General features: G+C 44.0%; 8 protein-coding genes (1 of these 8 cut by a window edge). 7 read left to right on the forward strand and 1 reads right to left on the reverse strand.

Annotated elements, in window-relative coordinates:
* The 6 genes from F0227_RS14545 to F0227_RS14570 form a co-directional block, all read left to right on the forward strand.
* Nucleotides 1-14,200, forward strand: partial view of an Ig-like domain-containing protein gene (locus F0227_RS14545; RefSeq protein ID WP_171753946.1) — the 3' portion only. Its footprint begins 15,869 nt before the window's first position; 14,200 of the gene's 30,069 nt are visible here — the last part of the coding sequence; its start codon lies off the left edge, out of view; the stop codon is at nucleotides 14,198-14,200.
* 125 nt (nucleotides 14,201-14,325) lie between these two features.
* A complete protein-coding gene (locus tag F0227_RS14550) occupies nucleotides 14,326-15,732 on the forward strand; it encodes a TolC family protein (RefSeq protein WP_171753947.1) in 1,407 nt (468 codons plus the stop codon).
* A gap of 29 nt (nucleotides 15,733-15,761) precedes the next feature.
* Nucleotides 15,762-17,006: an HlyD family efflux transporter periplasmic adaptor subunit gene (locus F0227_RS14555; protein ID WP_171753948.1), complete on the forward strand. Its 1,245-nt coding sequence runs from the start codon at nucleotides 15,762-15,764 to the stop codon at nucleotides 17,004-17,006.
* Nucleotides 17,007-17,441 carry a hypothetical protein gene (locus F0227_RS14560; RefSeq protein WP_171753949.1) on the forward strand — a complete coding sequence of 145 codons (435 nt, stop codon included), beginning with the start codon at nucleotides 17,007-17,009 and terminating at the stop codon, nucleotides 17,439-17,441.
* Nucleotides 17,434-17,877, forward strand: a complete 444-nt coding sequence (locus tag F0227_RS14565) for a hypothetical protein (protein WP_171753950.1) — start codon at nucleotides 17,434-17,436, stop codon at nucleotides 17,875-17,877. Before F0227_RS14560 ends, F0227_RS14565 begins: the two co-directional genes overlap by 8 nt.
* On the forward strand, nucleotides 17,878-19,836 hold the full coding sequence (locus F0227_RS14570; protein WP_171753951.1) for an EAL domain-containing protein: 1,959 nt from the start codon (nucleotides 17,878-17,880) through the stop codon (nucleotides 19,834-19,836).
* 120 nt (nucleotides 19,837-19,956) lie between these two features.
* Here F0227_RS14570 and F0227_RS14575 read toward each other — a convergent pair whose 3' ends face one another.
* Nucleotides 19,957-20,757 carry a hypothetical protein gene (locus F0227_RS14575; RefSeq protein WP_171753952.1) on the reverse strand — a complete coding sequence of 267 codons (801 nt, stop codon included), beginning with the start codon at nucleotides 20,755-20,757 and terminating at the stop codon, nucleotides 19,957-19,959.
* A gap of 673 nt (nucleotides 20,758-21,430) precedes the next feature.
* On the opposite strand from F0227_RS14575, the gene F0227_RS14580 reads away from it, so the two are divergent.
* Nucleotides 21,431-21,574 carry a hypothetical protein gene (locus F0227_RS14580; RefSeq protein WP_171753953.1) on the forward strand — a complete coding sequence of 48 codons (144 nt, stop codon included), beginning with the start codon at nucleotides 21,431-21,433 and terminating at the stop codon, nucleotides 21,572-21,574.
* The last annotated feature ends 40 nt before the right edge of the window (nucleotides 21,575-21,614 follow it).

The raw sequence follows: 21,614 nt of genomic DNA on the forward strand, positions 1-21,614 counted from the left end.
TGCAACGGGAACCAACTGGTCATTCTCTACGGCGGATTACGCAAGTTTGATAGAGAACAGTGGCGACAATGAGTATCAATATAAATTGAGTATTGTCGACGCTGCAGGGAACGTTCAACAGCTAGACAGCGACAAATTCCAATTAAATCTGGATAACCCAGTGGTAGAGTCAATCCGTCTATCTGCGACCAGCGATACAGGTGACTCTACCGCGGATAACTACACCAAAGACACAACGCCACAATTTGAAGGCAAGGTTGATAAAGAAGCGACGGTTACCGTTCGTGTTGAACTGCTGGACGATAGCGATAACCCGACGGGCACCTTCTATATCATTGAAGGTAAAACTGACAGTAATGGCGTATGGGACACCTCAAGTACGGCCGGAAACTGGCAAGTGACTCATGCCCTCTCTTCGGCGGATGATATTACCTTAGTCACGGAAGGAAACTACCGATTCAGCGTGGTGGCAACCGATCTTGCAGGGCACACAAGTAACGCAGTGTCAGAAACCTTCACTCTTGATACTCACAACACGTTAACCGCTTCGGTTGAAGCAGACAGTGGCCATTCTGGCTATGTAGAAGAGGGTGTATTGATCACCAATGACGCGTCGCCGATATTCTCCGGTAAAGGAGAAGCAGGAGATGTGGTCACTTTAACCATTCAGGTTAAAGGGGGGACTGAGGCGGAAGTTTATCAACAGACAGCGACTGTTGATGTTGCCGGAAACTGGAGCATTGATGTCAGTAATGCGGGTGGTTCATCGTTTGAACTGCCATCGGATGGAAGTTATGTCTACACCATTGCTTCATCAGATCTCGCCGGCAACGATGCCACCATAACTGGTGAGCTTAGCCTAGATACCGACAACCCAAATAACGTAACCTCTCAAGGGTTAACCGAAGCGTCTGACTCTGGTCGTTCTAATACGGATAATGTGACGAATTTGTCTCCTGTACTGGAAGGTACGGTAGAGAACAGTCAGGGTAGAATGGACGTTGAAATCACCTTGCTAGCAAAAGATGGAAGCGCCTTAGATCTGCCTGTCGGCGTAGGACCAACCTTTACTGCTGAGGTTATTGACGGCAAATGGTCTGTTGCCTTAACCGGTTTGGATATTGATGATGGCAGTAATGATGGTGTTTATAGCTATCAGGTAACTGCAACGGATGGTTTGACACCAACCACCATTACAGAGACAACCACCGGTGAAACGTTAACCTTTACTCTTGATAACAAAGTGGTTCTTGAGTCTGGAGCCGATATTCCAGCGCCAACACTCACTTCGACCCATGCGACCGCGGTTGACGGTACCACCGTTACTGGCGATCAGAGCCTTAATTTTAGTGGTACAGGTGAAGCAGGGGCGACAGTCAGCGTCGAAGTTTATCATGCCACCAGTGGAGAAGTGCTCGCCACCGCAAGCACTACCGTGTCTAGTCAAGCGACTGGCGCCGCGTGGAGTATCGATGATGCCGATTATGATCAGCTTCTTGCGGGTGGTGATTACAAATACAATATCACCATGACAGATATTGCTGGCAACCAAAAGGTCATCGCCAGCGATCAAGCGATCAGCGTAGATCTATCAGGCCCTGAAGTAGAATCATTCAATCTGGTTCATGATGCTGCCAATGATACTGGTGATCATCAAGACGATAACCTAACTAATAATACCTCACCTAAATTCGAAGGGGAGATCAGTGAGAAAGGCTTTGTTACCCTCATTGTTACTCCTGTAGGTGATAACGGCGAGCCCCTAACAGATAGTAAGATTACTAGCGACGCGATAGCAACTGCAGATGATGGTAGCTGGAGTTACACGCTACCAGTAAGCCTGTCTGATAACGGCAAATATCAATACACAGTGATCGCTACAGATTTAGCGGGTCAAACATCAGCAGAATCCAGCGCCAAAGAGTTTGAGTTGGATACGGTTAATACCATGACCGCCACTATGGACTCTGGTGTACAACTTAATGCAGACGAAACTGTTGTCAAAATCTCGGACCAAGAGTGGACCAATCCTGAACGATTGACTAACGATTCAACACCACGGTTCTCTGGGCAGTTAGAAGCGGGTGACAGCTCTATTGAATTAGTGCTGTTCAAAGATGGCAGCAAAGTATTTACCGATCCAATTGTCATTGATGGTGATGCGATACAAGCAGACGGCTCATGGCAGTATGAGATTAAGTCTCTATTGGGTGATGGTGAGTATCGTTATGAGCTAACTTCCATTGATGTTTCTGGTAATAGTAAAACCATTCAAGGTGATTTTGAGCTTAATGTTGCTGGAAACTTGTTAAGTGCTACTGGCTTAACTGATGCCTCAGACTCCGAACCCGCCGTTGCCCCAAAAGCGGCAGAGTCTACTGATAACATCACCAATCTTGATCCTGTTTTAGAAGGGTTTGCCACTAGTGCAGTACGAGTTGAAGTGGTGTTAGTCAGTCGTACGGGTGGTCCTCTGCCTGTTACAACGGTTTATCAAGATACTGACTTAGCCGACGATGGCAAGTGGTCAATCCGTTTAGATGGCCTGGCTGCGAGTAAATTAGATGGTGAATATAGCTATAAAGTGATCGCCTATGACTCAGCGGGAGAAGCGACGGAGCTAAACAGTGGAAATGCTACCGGTTCTGATCAGCTGACCTTTACGATTGATACTGAGTTTACCGGCTCTGCAAGCGCAGACATTAGCCACGATGCCGCCTTTAATAGCGGTATCGCTAGCGACAATATTGTTCAATCTGGTCTGCCTATCTTTAATGGCGAAGCGGAAACGAACTCTGTTGTTCAACTCACCTTGTATGGAACCGATGGCCAAGCATTAACGCCGATTGTCACCCGAGCAAATGAGCTGGGTATATGGACGATTGATAGCTCCACCGATGGTTATGGCACTGTTATCCCAACAGACCTCGAAAACGGGACTTATAAGTATCAAGTCAGCATGATCGATACTGCCAACAATGAACATACAATTGATGTGAAAGAGTTCATTGTCGACAACGTTGCAGCAACAGTGACCGTTACAGGTTTAGCGACTGGCAGCGATACAGGGGACTCTAGTTTTGATAACTATACCAACGACAGTACTCCTAGCATTAGTGGTACAGCGAATGAAGCTGGCAGTATAGAACTGACTTTAGAGCGAGTAGAGAATGGAAGCGTAGTAGAAAGTAAAACAGTGACACATGTTGTTACTGGTGGTGGTGACTGGACAATCCCTGTCGCGAGTGATCAGCAATTGGCGGCGGGTGAGTGGCGCTACTCTGTGAAGATGACGGATGTGGCTGGTAATGAGACCAGTCAAGTTACCACTACTGCTGGCGGCGATCCGCTTGCCTTTACTTTGGATTTAGAAAACAACCTTACAGGTAACATTGACGCACCGCGAATAGATTCTAGCAGTGCTGCCTCAGTTACATCCTCTGATGGTTTAACAGTAACCATGGCGGATACTGTTACAAACAACGGTTCCCCACAGTTTACAGGGCAGGCGGAAGCGGGTGATGTGGTCACACTAACCATCAGTTATGGTGGCGCTGAGCAGTATCAAACCACTGTCACTGTGGCTGATGACGCTAATCCACAACAGCTCAAGGATTGGACGATCGATCTCTCTAGCCGTTCAGATTTCACTGAGTTCGCTGATGAAGGTCAGTACACTTACACCATCACGTCACAAGATGCTGCGGGCAACAATAAGACCATTCAAGGTACGTTTAACCTCGACTCTGCCGCGAATGTTATCGTTGCATCTGGCCTAACTGATGACTCGGACTCTACCAGTGTTGCTTATGGTGATGGCAATTACATCGCGGCAGAAAACAGCGATAACGTAACTAGCAGCATTCCTGTTCTTGAAGGTTCAATTACTAACCCAGATGGCAGCAGCAATGACGCGAAATCACTCAAAGTGGTGGTGCTTGATAGCAATGGTGATGTGGTTAACGAGTACCAAGGAACCATTGTTGGCAACAGCTGGACAGCTTCATTAGCCAAAGAGAATATTATCGGAGATGTAGCCGATCCAAAAGAGCTTGTGGAGGGTGACTACACCTATAATGTTATCGCTTACGATACCGCTGGCAATCCATCGGTTGTTAAAGCCCAAGAATTTGACGGCGACACAGTAAAAGAGAATATGTCTTTTACCATTGATCGTACTGTTGAGAGTGATAGCAGCAAAGGCTATGTACATACCGCTGAGAATGATACCGGAAGCAGCAATTCAGATCATATCAGTAGCAATAGCAAACCGGTATTTAGCGGTTTCGGTGAAGCTGGCGCACTTGTCGTACTGACTATTGTCAATAGCGATCCGCTTGCAGGAGAGGGCGCCAAAGAGTTCACCACTAGGGTGAAAAGTACCGCGGTTGATGGTCACTATAGCTGGAACATCGATACCAGTGATTTTGCCGCGGTAATTGGTAATAACGGTTTGTCGGATGGCAACTACCAATACTCCATTTCAATGATCGACAAAGCGGGTACTGAAACGAGCATTACCCCGGATAACAGCGCCAGTTTTTCCGTGGATAGCACTAAGCCGGAAATCACTCACTTTGATATGGTTTCCGACACAGATGCCATCCCAGATCGTACGGCAAATACTAGCCCGGTATTCAGTGGTGCCATTAGTGATGAAAATGCTTCAATCGTCACGGTAACCATTACAGATAGTAATGGCTTAGAACATAATATTGATGTTGCGGTTGCGAAAGGTGATACCGAGTGGACACTGGATCTGTCGGACTATGATTCTGATCTCTCTACTGTGGGGTCTAACCACGCATCACTTCAACTACCAAGTGGAGAGACGGACTACTCAGTGACGGTTACCGATATTGCCGGTAACAAACGAGTCGCAGAGACAGAAAAAACATTCACCATAGAGACAGACAACAGCTTAACGGGTGTTATGACAACTCCGTCAGACTCTGGTGTGGATGATAGCGCGAACTACACCAACCCAGATAACACCAATCTCTCTTTCGCAGGTAACGGTGAAAACGGCTCTGAGGTTACAATTAGTGTCTATCAGAAAGGCAGTGGTACGGCACTGGTTGTCGGCACAGCCACGGTTAGTGGCGGTACTTGGAGTTATACCATTGCAGACGATAGTGTGCTTAACGATGGTACTGAATACACTTATAGCATCTCATCCACCAATGCGTTGGGCGTAACCAAAACCATCAGCAATGATGGTACGGTAGAAACCGTCACCATTAATAATGTAACCAAAGAGCTTAGTAACAGTGCGGCAGAAACGAACTATGGCTTCATAGTTGATAAAACTGGCCCAGAGTTTGATCAGTTTAATGGTTTGACCTTTGATACCGACAGTGCTGCAACTGTGTATGAAACTGAAGAGCAAGCTACCGCGGCACGAAATGACAATATTACTAAATCGGCAACGCCAACATTGGAAGGCACTATTGCCGCGACGGATAATGGCTTAATCGCCAGTGTGCAAGTTCAGTTGTTATCAAAAGACAACAGCGATCTCACCGGTGATGTTAGCTACACAGGCGTGATAGATGGCGTTGACTGGTCGGTGCAACTACCGGCACTAGCCGATGGCAAATATAGCTATAAAGTAATATTGACCGATCTGGCCGGAAACGTAAGTGAGAATGACCCTCTGACATTTGAGCGTGATTCTACGGCACCAGATGCAGCCAAAAACGACCTAGGAGTCAGCGAAGATTTCTTAGATCATATCGATGGTGAGGTTAACTCCGGTGAATTAACCGACAATATAACCAATAACCCTAAACCTGTCTTTACTGGGTCAGCGGAAGCTAACTCATCCATTACCATCGAAATTGATGGCGCTGGTAGTTACACCACATCTGCGGATAACTCCGGTCAGTGGAAAATTGACTTGGGTAATGAAGTGGGTGATGGCCTACTCGATGGAACATACAACTATACAGTCAAGGTAGAAGATGTAGCTGGAAACGCTTCAGTCGCCAATGCTGAGGTGGTGATAGACACCAAAGGTCCGGCGAAGCTGACGGCGATATTGGATGTCGATAAGTCTGTAGAAGATGACAGCTGGATTGATAAGTCATTGGTTGACAATGATTCAATCGCCACAACCCAGATCACCGATGGTGATAACAGTTACACCGCACCTATTCTTGGTGACGCCAGTCCAGTGTTTAGCGGTGAAGCCGATAAAGATGCGATTGTTACGGTTACCATCACTAACCTTGCAACCAACGTCTCTACTGACTACACCGCCAGTGTATCAGAACCGTATGATGAAAATGGTGTTGGTATCTGGACATTGAATATTCCGTTGCTGCAAGTGGATAACAAGGGTAAGGCAGAATACAAATATCAAGTGACCGCAACAGATATTGCAGGTAATGGCGCTGAAACCACGAATATTGTGGTGAAGAACCCAACGGTTGACGGGCAACTTGTTGATACTAAGTACTTTGCATTAGATACCGAGACGACCCTGACGGATTATCGTCTATCTGCGCGAAGTGATACCGGTACTAGCAACAGCGATAAAGTAACCTTTGATACTACGCCATATTTTGATGGTAAAGGGGAAGCTGGTGCGACAATCCATATCGCAATCCTAGATTCTGAGCAAAATGTCGTGACCACAACTGAAACCGTTGTGGCGAGTGATGGTAACTGGCAAGCGCAGGTGCAAGATGCATTGGCGCACGGTGTCTATTCTGCACGAATTACCGCAACCGACTTGTTGGGTAACCAGACACAAAGAACCATTGCCGCAATTAATATCGATACTGATAACCCAGATTCCGGAGACTTAACGAACATCGTTCCGCTGGCTAATACTATTGGCGGCGTGACGGCTGAAGAGAATGATGAAGGCAACAGAGACAACACGATAGGCGGTAATACCGTTTATATCAGCGGAGAAGCGAGTTCTGAAATTGGTGCGGGCTCTCAAGTTCATGTCTTGGCTTACGAGCTAAACGCGGACGGTTCAATTAAAGCGGGAGGCATCAGCAGTGAATCTACCGCTTCGGTAAGTGGTGATACCGCCGGAACATGGACCGCTCAGTTAAATCTAAATAGCAACTCCAATGACCCTGTGAAATTTGGTTATGACGTCTGGCTGGTAGATGCCGCCGGTAATGATATGGAAGGAACGCGCAAGTCGACTCAAAACGACAGCGATAATCTGGATATCTTTACTATCGACCAATTGCAACTGGCGCTCTCTAATTATGACAATATATCTCAAGGGAATATGGTCAGTGGTCAGTATTACACCCAAGGATCTAATTTTACTGCTAATGGTGTGGTAGAGGACGATGTTGAGTTTGACGACATTACGGTAACGGTAAACGGCGTCAGTTCTGATGATTATGAGTTTGCCCTTGGAACTGCATCTAATGGTTCGAAGAGCTGGTCACTAGAGTTTAGAGACCTAGCTCAAGGTGATTACTCGTACACGATCAAAGCGGTTGATTCAAAAGGTATATCTAAAACCATCACCCAATATGTGCACGTAGATACAGAAGCGCCTGCTGCTCCATCGGATATTAAAGTGAATGGCGTTGATCTGGATTCATACTCTGCTGCTCCAGACCTTAACGAGATGACGTTTACAGGTAAAGCGGAAGCTAATTCGACGGTAACCCTGTACTTTACATCTACAGGCAACATAGATGATGCAAAAACGCTAACCGCAAATGTTGGCTCTGATGGGAACTGGAGATTGAGCATAGATGCGAATACCAGCGATGTCCCACTGGGTGAGTTTACCTACAACTTTACCGCCACGGATCGAGCAGGAAACGAGAGTGCGAGAGAAGGTCATCAGGTAGATTATGATAATACCAACCCTATATTTACCGATAACGCGCTTGTTTTAGAAGCAGGAATCGTCGGCGATGCGCACGATCTTAATCAGAGCGAAGAGTGGTTAATTCGCGGTGTTCAAGGTGAGTTATTGATCTCTGGACAGTTAAGCGATGAGCAGAATAACTTATCCACCCTAACACTGACGGTTGATGGTGGCGGCTCAATGGATGTTGATATCAATAGTGGTAGCTACCGCTATGATCTTTCGACTCTCAACTTAGAGGCTGGTACCCATCAATTAGTGTTAACGGCAACCGACAGTCACGGTAATAAAACGACCCTGAGTAAAACGCTGATTGTTGATGAGCAGATGGAACTGACGGCAGAGTTAGCTGCGACATCAAACGGTGGTAGCAAGGATGACACGTTAACCCACGATACGACACCAGAGCTAACCGGTGTCACAGATGCTAACGTATCGGTAACCATTGAGATCACCCAACCCGATGGAAGCAAGATAACCAGCTCTGGTATCACGTCTGATGCGAATGGTGTGTGGCGATATACACCATCACAATTGGCTAGTGGAAGTTATGATTATACTGTTTCTGCGACAGATGGTTCGGGTAGAGACTCCTTTACTGCTTCAACATCAGGTGAGTTCAGCATCGATGCAGACAAGCCAGTAATCTCTAATATTGCGGTGTCTGCGCTGTCAGAAGAGGGCAGTGTGATAGCAGATGGCATGACTACGGAAGGGGTTGATAGTAGCACCTTCCATAATCAGGTTCGTATTGCCGGAGACCTCGATGCTCTTAACCTCAACTCACAAGTTGAGATCTATCTGGCTGGTCAATGGCATAGCGTGACATCGGTAGGTAATGATGGCCATTTCTATTATGACTACGGCAAGACGTTAGAAGCATCAGATACTCCTTACGAGTATAAAATCCGAGCAACGGATTCTGCCGGTAATGTCACTACGCTGGATCCAGCCGGTTCGGTTACCATCAGTCCGGTTGAAGTTACCATTGATGCGTCGGGACTAACCGAGATTACCACGGGTCAATTTGCAGGACATTTGGTGGTTAATAACCATATTGAGGAAGACGCCAGTAAGACTATTTCTCTTAGTGGTAAAGCGTTATTAGGTGAGAGTTACACCGTTTACTTAGCGGATATGAGTGGCACCAAGATTGCGGGTAGCACGGAATACAATGGTACAGCGGATGCAGAAACCGGCGAATGGCATCTTGATGCCATTAATATTCAGGGACTAAACCTTGTAGAAGGTGGCGAGTATCAATTTATCATCGAAGCGGGTGGTCGTATTGACTCGGTTCAATTAGTTAAAGATACCGAGACAAGCATTAGCAACTTATCCATTGGTGGCAAAGCTGAAGATGGTGAAGAGTACTTCAATGATTCTGCGCTACAAAATCATATCATTACTGGGCAGGTGGAAGCGGGTGCAACAGTACAGGTTGAGTTAACGCTGCAAGGTGGCGCAACCGTATTGAAAGACGCTACTGTGCGAGCCGATGGAGAGTTTACCTTTAAAGACAACTCGTTAGCGGAAGGAAGTTATTCGTTTAAGGTCATCAGTACCGATGCTGCAGGAAATACCGCAGAGCTCACACCGACGAACAACACCTTTGTCGTGGATAAAACGGCTCCGGATAGTATTGATAGCAGTAATTTGTTAACCACTCGTCCTGATAATAACCCTGACGGTGTGGTCGCAGAAAACAGCTATACCTTCGAAGGCGTTGTTAACCTCAGCGATGTTGCCAACCAGAACAAGGTGATATTAACCGTAGACGGCCAGAGCTATGTGCTGCGCTCTGATGATGCCTCATCAGTTTCAACGGGGGTTAGCTTCAACGAAACAACGGGGGCTTGGTCGTTAACCGTAAATAATCTGTCTGATTCCATACACAGCTACAGCTTGGTGACGCAAGATCAGGCGGGTAACCAGACTCAACTAGTGGATGAAAACTTTACCGTCAAGACGGCGATTAATGATGACGATTTAAGCTATCAACTGGTGAAAGATAACGGCGACGTTATTGCTAAGGACTCGTCAAGTGGCGCGTATCACACCAATGATGCCGAGTTTGACTTGCAGCTCTCTACTCAGAGCAGCAGTGACATCACTGTTGTTGCCAAGCTTTATAAAGCGGGCAGTTCAACGGCAATTGACTCTCATACTGAGATACTGAATCAGGCCGATGGCAATCAAACCATCACCTTTAGTTCTCTTGGGGATACCTCTGGTGAGTACCGTATTGAGTTACAAGTAACAGATGCTTATGGCAACACGACAACCGAGTATGTCACCAACATCGATTACGACAAATTTATCTCTGAACCTACGGTAGATTTAGCGACTGATTCGGATTCTACCGCAGGGGCTGGCATCGAGAATGAGAGCAGTGATTACCGTACCAATATTGCTACCGCGACAGTGAAAGGCAGTGCCAATGCAGGAAGCACTCTATCGCTATGGGTTGGTAGTACGCTTGTTGCCAGTAATATAGTGGTTGCAGATAGTGGCGAGTGGTCGTACACCTTCGCAAACGGTCAGTTAACCGCGAATGCTGAGAATACTATCTCCGTACAAGCAAGAGATGATGCGGGTAACGTATCTGGCAAGGTTGATATGAGTGACTCCATCTATCTCGATACTGAGGCACTTGCAGCACCAGACTTTAGTTTCAGCGGGGAAGAGAGTGCTCCGGCAGGCGTTGTTACCACAGATGCCGGCGTGATGACCTCTAAGATCAACACCATTGATATAGAGATAGCCAAAGGCAATGCGTCTGACAACGACAATGCCTCAAGCTGGCAATACTCATTAGATGGCGGGACTAGCTGGATTACCGGAGGTGATAACCAGCAAGTTACGCTTGCCGATGGTCGCTATGAGTTGCAAATACGCCAAATCGATAATGTGGGTAATATCAGTGAGGTGAAGTCACAGCAGATAGTGATAGAGACTCAAGCGCCTGCAGTACCAAGTTTACAGTGGACAGAAGATACAGGCACAGCTGGTGACAATATTACCCATAATGGTGTTCTGGAAGTGGTGGGCATTGAGACTAGCGCAACGTGGCAATACTCGTTAGATGGCACGATCTGGTTAAGTAGTAATAGCAGTGAAGTGACGGTATCTGGTAATACCTTGCTGTTGGCGGATGGATTTGATGGTTCAATTCACGTTCGTCAAACAGACTGGAATGGTCAAGTTAGTGGCGTTGCCCAGTTAACGGATATTCAGGTGTTAGCGGATCTATCTGACAGTCTAGTTATAGATATGGCTGATGTAACTAGTGGTTTTATCAATGATAACAGCGTTACGGTAACAGGGTTAACTGGCGGTGCAAACTGGCAGTACACCACTGATGGCGTCACTTGGATTCAGGGCAGCGGCAACACATTTACGCTGGCAGATGATAGTTACAACCTTGCTAATATTCAGGTAAGAGAAGTGGACTCCGCTGGTGTGGGGAGCGCCGTTTCCGCCGGAACGGGTAGTGTCACGGTCGATACGATAAATCCAAACGCAGCGATTATCACACTAGAAAATGATACCGGCACAACAGGAGACAATGAAACCTCAGACGGTACTGTCATTGTCTCTGGTATTGAACCAGCGGCGACTTGGTACTGGTCAAATGATGGTAAAGATAGCAATGCATTAGATAAAGTTTGGACACAGGGATCAGGTGATCGCTTTGAACTGCCGCAAGGGTTTGCGGGTGACGTTGATGTTAAGCAGATTGACGCAGCCGGTAATGGAGCCGTCTCAACACTGCAAGCGATTACAATTAGCTCGCCATTAACTCTGCCAACAGTGACTTGGCCGACGGGCAATGACGCAACCGTGACCGTTTCGGGTATTGGTAGCAATAACTGGATGTATTCGGTAGACGGTGGCACAACGTGGTTTGTGGGCTCTGCAAGTAAAACCTTTGAACTGACTGATGGTGATTACTCTTCACAACAGGTTCAAGTGATTCAAATTGATGACGCGAATAATCGCAGTGACGCGGCCAAATCAACGGTATTTACCATTGATACTGCGGCACCCGATCAAGCCAGTATTTCCATTACGGATACAGGGATTACCGGTGACAATATCACCACCGATAACACCATTCTGCTGTCTGGTTTGGAACAAGGTGCAAGCTGGCGCTATTCAGTAGACGGTGGAGCGAGTTGGACTGCTGGAGGAACAGCGTCTGCTTCCGGTACTGCAAGCTTTGATATTAGCGCGCTTGGTCAGTATAGCGCTGGCCAAATTCAAGTTGAGCAGACTGACGCGGCAGGTAACATTAGCATCGCTTCATCAGGCAGCGATATTGATGTACAAGGAGCACTGAATCAGTTATCGATGACTCTACCTGCAATCACGGGTAGTGGCTCGACGACTTCAGCGAATCTAGTGACGGTAAATAACATCGCTGATGGTGCAAGTTGGCAGTATTCAGTAGATGGTGGTGTCTCTTGGCTAACAGGTAGCACTGCGGTTGCAGGAACGGCGACATTTACCTTAGCCGATGGTGACTATTCGGCGGCAGATAGCGTTCAGGTTCGCCAAATGAATTCGGTCCAATCAACGGCTGATATTGCCAATACCGTGGTAACTGCTGGCGAACTGACGGTCGATAGCAGTAAACCTGACTCTCCATTTATCTCATACAACCAGACTGGAGAGAGTGGCCAAACTAATGATACTACGGTCACCATTAGCGGTATCACCGAGACGGAGTGGAGCTACACCATTAATGGTGGTACTGAGCAAACGGCGGTTGTTACCAATGGTATCGCCAGAATTGATTTACCGAGCTCTGATGGGGATTACGTCATTAGTGCAACGCAAACCAATGAAGCGGGTAGCCGTTCATTAACGCCTTCATCAGTGACAGTGACTCTGGATACGGAGTCTCCTGATCTTGCTACCATTGACTACACACAGTCAGGAGCTAGCGGCATAACAGATACAGATGCCTTCACCATCTCTGGTGTGGAAGTTGGAGCAAGTTGGAGATACTCGCTGGATAATGGCGCGACATGGAGCAGCTCAGCGATTTGGACAGGTCCTTCACAGTTGATCAGTGGTGAGCTGAGTGAAGGCGCAAACAATATTCAGGTTGCAGTGACCGATAGCGCAGGCAATACCAGCGTAGCGGGTAAAACAGTTATTTACGATGCAACCAATCCTGATGCACTTACGGTTGCCCTTAATAATAGCGGTGTAGATGGCGTGACCTCTGATGGTCAGGTAAATATTGGCAATATTGAGGAAGGCGCGACTTGGTCGTACCGTATCAATGATGGCAGTTGGATCACGGGTGGAACCAACAACTCTAATACAGTCGCGTCAGCTCAATTTATGTTGTCTGAGGCCAACGGTACGATATCCAAGCTTGAAGTTCGTCAAGTGGACAGCTCTGGTCGAGCAACAACCACGGAACTTGCCGGCGTTAATGCAGGTAACACCTTAGTTATTGATACGACTGCACCACTGGTTTCAGTTGAAACCGAAACCAATACCATCTCAGGTCATAGTAATGAAGCCATTACTCTGCATTTTGATATAGATAATGATGGCAGTGTTGATAAGACACTAAATGTTGCTTCGGCTGCTGATTGGAGCATTGACGCTGCGGCATTAGGGCTAACGGGTGATGGCGTAGAAACAAACATCGGCATTAAAGCGACTGATACCGCAGGGAATAGTATAGATAACTTAGATATTCTGCTGAATGTTGATACTCAAGCGCCGACGTTAACCAACTTTGAAGTGAATGATGATGTGGCTGGTGGAAGTAAGACTGATGTGTCAGATGGTACGTGGACTAATGACAATCAGCCAAGCTTTGAAGGAACCACAGAAAATGGTGCCACAGTGACGTTAACCATTGGTAGCGATGAGTATCAAGCAACGGCATCAACGACAGATGGCAGCTGGAGTATTACTCCGGGAACCCCTCTTAGTGATGGTAGCCACAGTTACTCAATCTCAATTACGGATAACGGTGGCAACACATTAGAAAATGCCACAACAGGTTCATTGAGAGTAGACACAACGCCGCCGGAATATAACGCGCTAACTTATAGCGATGATGGTAATGCCGATAGTGGCGCTGTATCGTCTTTAAGTTTTGATGTGACGGATTCGGCAAGTGGTGTTGAAATGAATAGCAGCAATATTAGTGCGCTTTTAGATGGAAGTACCGATCTGCCAGTTTCGTTTAGTGGTGATCAGGCTACGGTGGACACGTCCGGTCATGGTGTCACTCACAATGATGCGAGTCACGATATTGTGATTACCATCACTGATTTAGCGGGCAATGAAACACAAGTGGAAAATGATATCTAAAGGTTAGTATAAGCTCATGCTTAGAGTAATTTATTGCTTTAAGTATTGAGCTAATTTACTATGCGCGCATATTTGCAATATTTATAAATATTAAGAAGTTATTTGTTTAAGGTATGTAAAAACAGATGAAAAATAATAACAGGACAATCAGTTGCATTGCTGTAGATAACAGCAAGATTTGTAAATTGATGTTTGTCTTATGTGGTCTATTTTGTAGTGGGATTGGATATAGCTCTGAACAGATAATTAGTACAGATGTTCAATCTCCTTCTGATACTGATTTTGCACAAAATATTGCAGTAAATAAGCAAGATTATTTACTCAAGTTTGATGACGTATTTGAACTGGCTCTTGACTCGTCAAAAGAGTATCTCGCACTAAGTAAAGAAGTCGATTCAAAAGTTATTCTGAAAGAAAAAGAAGAGAATTATTTTTATCCAAAAGCGACATTGAATTCTGAAACGACCAAGTATTATGGAACGCCTTACCCAAGTGTTGATGAAACTCAAGATTTCATATTTAAGCTTGATTCCAAAATATATGGTAGTGCAGTAGGAGATAAAATCGCTGCCAGTAAAGAAACCTTAGAAGCCGGTAATATTAGTTTAAAAGCACAAGAAATATCTGTTTATTACACCGTGCTTAAATACTTAACAAAAATAGAATTAACCAGAAAGTATGAACAGGTCGCGGAAGGGTATCGCAAAGAGATAGAAACCTATTACTTAAAGCAGGTCAACTCGACTAATGAAGGGGTGTCTACTCAAACCGACGCGATGGAAGCAAAGCTTTCTGTGGCGGAATTTGATGATTCAGTCTACTCGGTTGTGTCAAATATTGAACAGTATTTTAAGCAGCTAAGTGAAGAGACCGGAGTTGAACTTGGTCTCGATGAAGAGGGGGCAGATCAGCGAATCGGCATTGATTATGAACGTCTTAAGCCGTTGTTAGCAAAAGAGATCAATCAGATTAGCCCTGAAGAGTTGATTGCAACTAATGCCGAGTTACAACGTACGCAGAAGAACATGAAATCGTCGCTATATTCTGCGCAGTCTACCCGTGAACGCTTGGTGGTTGAGATCAGTTCAGAGAATCATTTTGTAACCACGGGTGATGTGGGTGGAAATGACTTTGGTGATACCGATAAATCTTATGTACAGTTAAATGTTGAGATTGACCTGTTTAATAATGATATTCAATCTGATCAAGATTCTGCGTTTAAACTCTATCAAGCTGAACGACTACGATTTGATAAGCAGTATAAGCAGTCAATGGATGCATTTAAAACGAGCTTAACTAATTATAATCAGCAAAAAATAAAAAGAGAAAAAACAGCTGAGCAGGTAGAGATATTAGCTGAGTTGATTGAGAATCAGAAAGAAGAAATATATACCGATCAAGTTACTTATAAAGATATTGTAGAGAGTATTGCAAAGTTAAATAAAGCGAATCAAACCTTGCTGGATATTGATTTGAATTTATTTGATACCCTATATGAAATAGGAACTTTAACGTCAGAGAAAATACTTTGAGTGTTTAATTTAGTTGAGTGAATGTATAAATGTTGAAGAATATAGCTAAGAACAGAAATAAATTAATAGTCCTAGGGCTAGCGATTTGTATTGTTATTTATATTCTTCTTTTAAAGCAGATTGAAGTCGTTGCGCCTGGAACAGGTTTAACTGGAATTAAACAGAGTAATGTTTCAGTAAAAGCACCAACGAGCAGTTATATTGTACAACTGATGGTCGCGCAGGGTGATGAAGTTAATAAAGGCGACCCTTTATTAAAATATCGAAATTTAGAAGATGAATACCGTTTAAAACAGACCGGAGAAGAGCTCGATCTGAATGAAAAATTGCTCTCTATTTATCACAATGAACGCTGCTTTTTAACCGGTCCTCAATTTGCTTCTGTGACGAAAGAAAAACTGGCTGAAGATTGTGTCGATCATCAACCATTAGCCAATGCTGGTGGGTTATATATACTCAGTTTCTATGAGGATTATCTGCAAGAGCAGCAGTACATTCTTAATGTAGAGAAAGAGCGGTATAGAAAAGAGCGTGAGCTACTTAATAAAGAGAATATTTTAACCAAAAAGAAAACGGCATTGCGAAGAGGTAAAGGGGCAACCGTCAGTTTTTATGATGTTGAAACTGAACTTTCTAACGTTAAAACTGAAGTGATCAATTTTCAAATATCGTCTATTGATGCGAAGAAAAAGCTTAATGATAAATTGATGATATTCCAAATGCGTCGCTCTGAGCGCTTATTATCACTAGAAGAACAGATAGACAAAATAAAGCCTTTGATCACTCAAGCAAAATATACAAAAAAATTATTGGAAGAGAAGCAATTAAAATCGGTTATTCGCTCGCCTATTGATGGCAGTATTTTAGAGCTAACTGAGGGGCTATCCACCGATACCTTTATTCAAGAAGCCTCGCCACTGTTTGTGCTCAAGAAAAAGGGCACCTCTCAGCAAGTGGAAGCTAAGTTTGAGTCTCGTTATCGACACTTTCTGAGCATTGGTAGAAAGGTACGCTTAAAAATCAATACCCCCGGTTTTAATGAAATTTTTAATGGCACCATAACGGACCTTAGTTCTGACTCTATTAGCTATGAAGATCAGGGAAGAACAGGTGAGCGATATTATCGTGTCACCATTCAGCCAGATGAAGAGTTTTTGCAATTGTCATTGGAGCTGGGAATGGACGTACAAGTATTTGTGGTCAATGACCAAGTCAGTGTACTTGAGTTTATCTTGAGTGTGTTGCCCAACGATATAAAGTTTGAGGTGTGGTAAGTGATTGGATTTGTCGCGGCAATATCAGCCTCTTTAGCGGTTATTATTCTGGTGGTTATCGCCAGTTTAATCGGCTTTGTTCAGTCGATAATACCGACAACAGGCCTGGTCAAAATCGATGAGCTAACGTATCGCTACAACATGCAAACGCCGTATGTTACCCGTGAGTTGCTTACCGATTTGGTATTAACCGTTGGGGATATGAGTATCAGTGATCGCATTAAGTCGTATCAGACTGGGTGTAATTATGGTTTTAATACCAATGAGTATGAGATGACACGTATCGCGACCTTTAACTATATCGCCACCAATCAGTTTTTTGCAGGCAGTTATCCAGTGGATAACATCAAGGTTGTTTCTCAGCAGGATAAAATGAACAGCTGCTATATCGATATACATATATTTGCCGAGAAAGAGGGAGAGAATAATGAATGACGATACTTTAGCCCCTTTTGTGGATGCGCTATCGTCCGCGCTGATTATGATGGTTTTGGTGAGTATATTTTTTATGCTGCAAACCGCCACTTCTCTCAATTCGGCAGCGAAACAGACATCACTTAACGACTTTCAGGAAAACAAGTACAACCCCATTGTTTACCATGACGTCATGCGATCTAATCTGGATGAACATCAATTTGAGTATCTGGTGAATTTTAAACTGGAACAGAGTTTCATAGATAAGATCAAGAGCCAGTTGCTCGACGCAAAGAAAATCAAAATTACAATTTACAGTCGTGATGACATCAAGAAGAGCACCGTAAATTTAATAAGACTTTTAAAGTATTTACAATTACCACCACATATAAAGGTTGAAACCTCTATGCAACCAACAACAAATGTATTATCTAAAGTGCAATGGGAGATAGACTAAATGTATATCTTTGGCTTAATTCTCTATATTGCGATTCCGGTATTAACTTACACCGTTGAGCCTGCAAGGCTTCTTGTACAGCAGTGTTTCGCTCTTTCACCAGAAATAACGGTGTTAATCACTTTAACGTATTTCTATCCCCTTGCTATTTTTGCCTACAGTTTCATTAAAAAGTACAAGGATGCAGTGCATCTTGCTCACTTTAGAAGTCAGGTAACGCTAGCCTCATCTTTAGCGGTTTCTTTTGGTCTTATCGGTACCTTTATCGGTTTATCGCAGATGATTTCTGGTATTGCTGCTGGTATGGGAGCTGAGGGGGACTTTTCTGAGAAGATGGAAGCGCTGCTTGGTTCTATCGGCGTGGCTCTTGATTCTATGTCTTTTGCTTTTTTAACCTCCATTTTGGGTGTGAGCTGTTCAGTTAGTGTGTTGTTAGCATCTAACTATCTCAACAACTTTTTTGAGAAAGAGTTGGTGCACGGTGAAAACAGCAATGATGAAGAGGAAAAGAATGCTATTAATGGCTTGTCTGAAGGTCAGCAACAGGTTATCAATGAAAACTTTAAGCAGATGCAGAACTCCATAGACAACACCATTGAGCTTATTAATAGCAAAGATAAGGTGTGGACGGATCTGTTTACCCTGCTTGAGAACAACTCCGGCTCAACCGTGGTGCAGTCATTTAGTGATAACTTGGCTGAAAATAACCGTTTGGCTATGAAACAGTCGCAGCAAATTGAGCAGATTTATACTGAGCAGGCAAACGTGCATCAGAAGTTGGAAGCTTCTCTGAATGATTACACTCACTATATGCAGCAGCAAACGCATGCCATGGTGAATGCGATTACCAACATGGCGTCAGAAATTGATCGAATGGGTTATACCATTGAGCAGACAGCAGAAGGTACCAATCGAACACTTAACCAAAATGGTGAAGTATTTGAACGAGTACATGCTTCTTTTAATGAGTTCTTACAAAATACCAATGATTCGTTTAATCAAGCTCTTAGCAGCAACAGTGCCTCGTTTAATGAAGCGTTAAGCAATACTAACAGTTCATTCAATCAAGCGTTAAGCAGTACCAATACTCAGCTGCAAGATGTGTCGGACATCTTGCATGACATACGTATCTCTACTGCGATTCCATTGGAAGAGTCACTACAGGCTGCATTAAGAGATAACGCCTTCAGTTTGGTATTCCAGCCTCAATTTGATCACGCTCAGAGTGTCATTGGTGCTGAGTCTTACATTCGTTGGGTGGAACCCGTAAGAGGACTGATACCTACTGATAAACTGTTTAAGATCGCTCAAGGTGAAGGGGTTGCTGTTCAGTTAGAGTTCTGGGTCATGCGTAATACCATCCAGCAAGTTTCTATCTGGCAACAGAAAGGTATGTGGCAAGAAGAGTCAACGGTATCTATTAATGCTTCGAGTGAATTATTGTTAGCACCGAACTTTATTACAGAAGTAGAGAAGATAGCCAAGCAGTACAACGTAATGCCGGGTTCTATCGCCTTTGAAGTGACTGAAGACGCAATCATGAAAAATGATGCGCAAGCCAAAGATAAGATTCGTCAGCTTCATAATATGGGCATGAAACTTTATATTGATAACTTTGGTACGGGCTACACCAACATATCTCAGCTTAGTGAGTTCCAACCAGATCGTTTAAAACTGGCGCGTTCAATTGTTAATAGCCTTGCAGGTAGTAATCAGTCGGGCATTGCTGTTGTACGTTCAGTTATGTCGCTGGCACAGCAGTTGGGTATTACCGTCTCTGCCGATGGGGTGGAAACAGAAGAGCAGTTTGAGTTATTGAAAGCAGAAGGGTGCAACTTGTTCCAAGGTTGGTACTTTGAAAAACCTCTAGAAGTGGATGCGTTTGAAAATAGACTTGAAATCAAAGACGACTCTGTATCATCACCAGATGGTGACATAGAAGATGCCATTATTGAGTAATGCTGTCTTCGAAACAATCGGATTGATGAGTGACTAAAAAAATGGGCGTGATGCCCATTTTTTTTTATGACTAATGTAGTAACTGGCTCTTTGTGTATCTGGGTGACAGTTAGTTTAAACTCACTGTTCAAGTATCAGCAGTTTTGCCTGTTTTATGGCGAATTGTGCCGCTGACGATTCATTCGGTTGTGCCGCTATATCCACGGCTCTAGGCAGTACCACAAAATAACTGACTGTATCTTGGTTGATTTTATCTTTTCTCATGTTGTCAGAGTCTAACCAGTAGGCCTGTAGACTGATGCTGAGTATTAAGCTGCGACGATGAGCGAAGCGACCAAAGAAGGTGCCTAACTCATGTACGCTACCGAAAGCAGATTCAAGGCTTTTCTCTTCTGCACTTGGCAGGTAGGCGTAAAAGCTCACTCTGTTTCGTCTATCATCGGCATTTACCTCTAAGGGTGAGGTTGTATATTGCCCCGACACAAACGGCATGCTTTCACTGATATCTTCATCTGCAACATAACCTTTACACTCTCTTTTTTCGGCTAACCCCTTCCTAAAGCGGTACTCCGCGCAGGCAAATTCACCCACAACCTTAGACATGACATCAACAAATGTTTGTGAAGCTAACTTATCCGCATTGTATGAAGAGAGAAAATAATGGTTGGGAAATAGATAACTCTTGCTGCTTTTTACATCTTGTAAGTTGTGTAATGGGATAGCGTCGCCGTTCTCAATGGCAGTTAATAAGACATTGGGCTTCTCGCTGACGCTTTCTCCATTCGAAAATAGTTGCGCATAAGCGAAGCGAGGATAGTTGCCCCCTTGGTAGTCGTCAGCATAGCTGGTACTGCTGTTCGCCATTAGTAAAACAGAAAATACAGGGGGGATGATGTACTTATAAACTAATGATAGTTTCATTATTATTGCCTTAATAAACAGCAGATTAATGTGTGAGCCATGCAGTTAGGTTGCATTTGAAAATGAGTTTAGTTTCATAGAGCATAGTAACTGGTCTAACAAAAATGTGTATTTGCCGTTATCACAAAACGGCCAGCTGGGGTTGTTTTATGCGTAGGCTAACTAATCATGCCGAACGACATGCTTATCAAACCCTATACCGTAGATGAACTGAAGCAGACGGTGACTCATTGGGTAGGTTAGCCTATGCAGCAATCAATAAAACTCGCCCTTTGGGAGCACATCAACACGCCCATTTTTGCGGCAGATAATCTTGAAAGGGAATGCCATTCCTTCAATTATCTTTCTTGAACTGAACTTGTTGATGTTGTTCTGAATCCTGCATCTTGAGGTCACTTGAGTATAGATAAGAAAAATAAATTAATATATTAACAGATTGGTTTGTTTTAACTTTATTCTTTAGTTTGAGTTTTAATATTTAATCAAAGATGTCCCGATTAAGGTGTTATCGATTTTTATTATGCTTTTTATTTTAACTGTTAGTTCTATGTCATGAAATTTCAACTTAGTTCTATTGCTGACAATAAATTGACAAAATAATCACATTCCTTTGTTAGATTAATTTTAGTAATTAAATATTGATAAATATGTATCGCATAATTGAGGTGAATATATGAATAAGGTGATTAATGCAATAGGAATGGCAATAATAATTGGTAAATACATGGTTTTTGCGCTTTTAGCTGGTTTAACGATAACGACAGGTGTTAGTGCGGCAGATCCGGCTTTAATGCTGGTATTTGAAGGTAACGATTAAATAAACCTATATTTATAAATAAAAAAGGCAGCCTTAGGGC

This window comes from Vibrio sp. 99-8-1 (assembly GCF_013114595.1).
Taxonomy (GTDB): domain Bacteria; phylum Pseudomonadota; class Gammaproteobacteria; order Enterobacterales; family Vibrionaceae; genus Vibrio.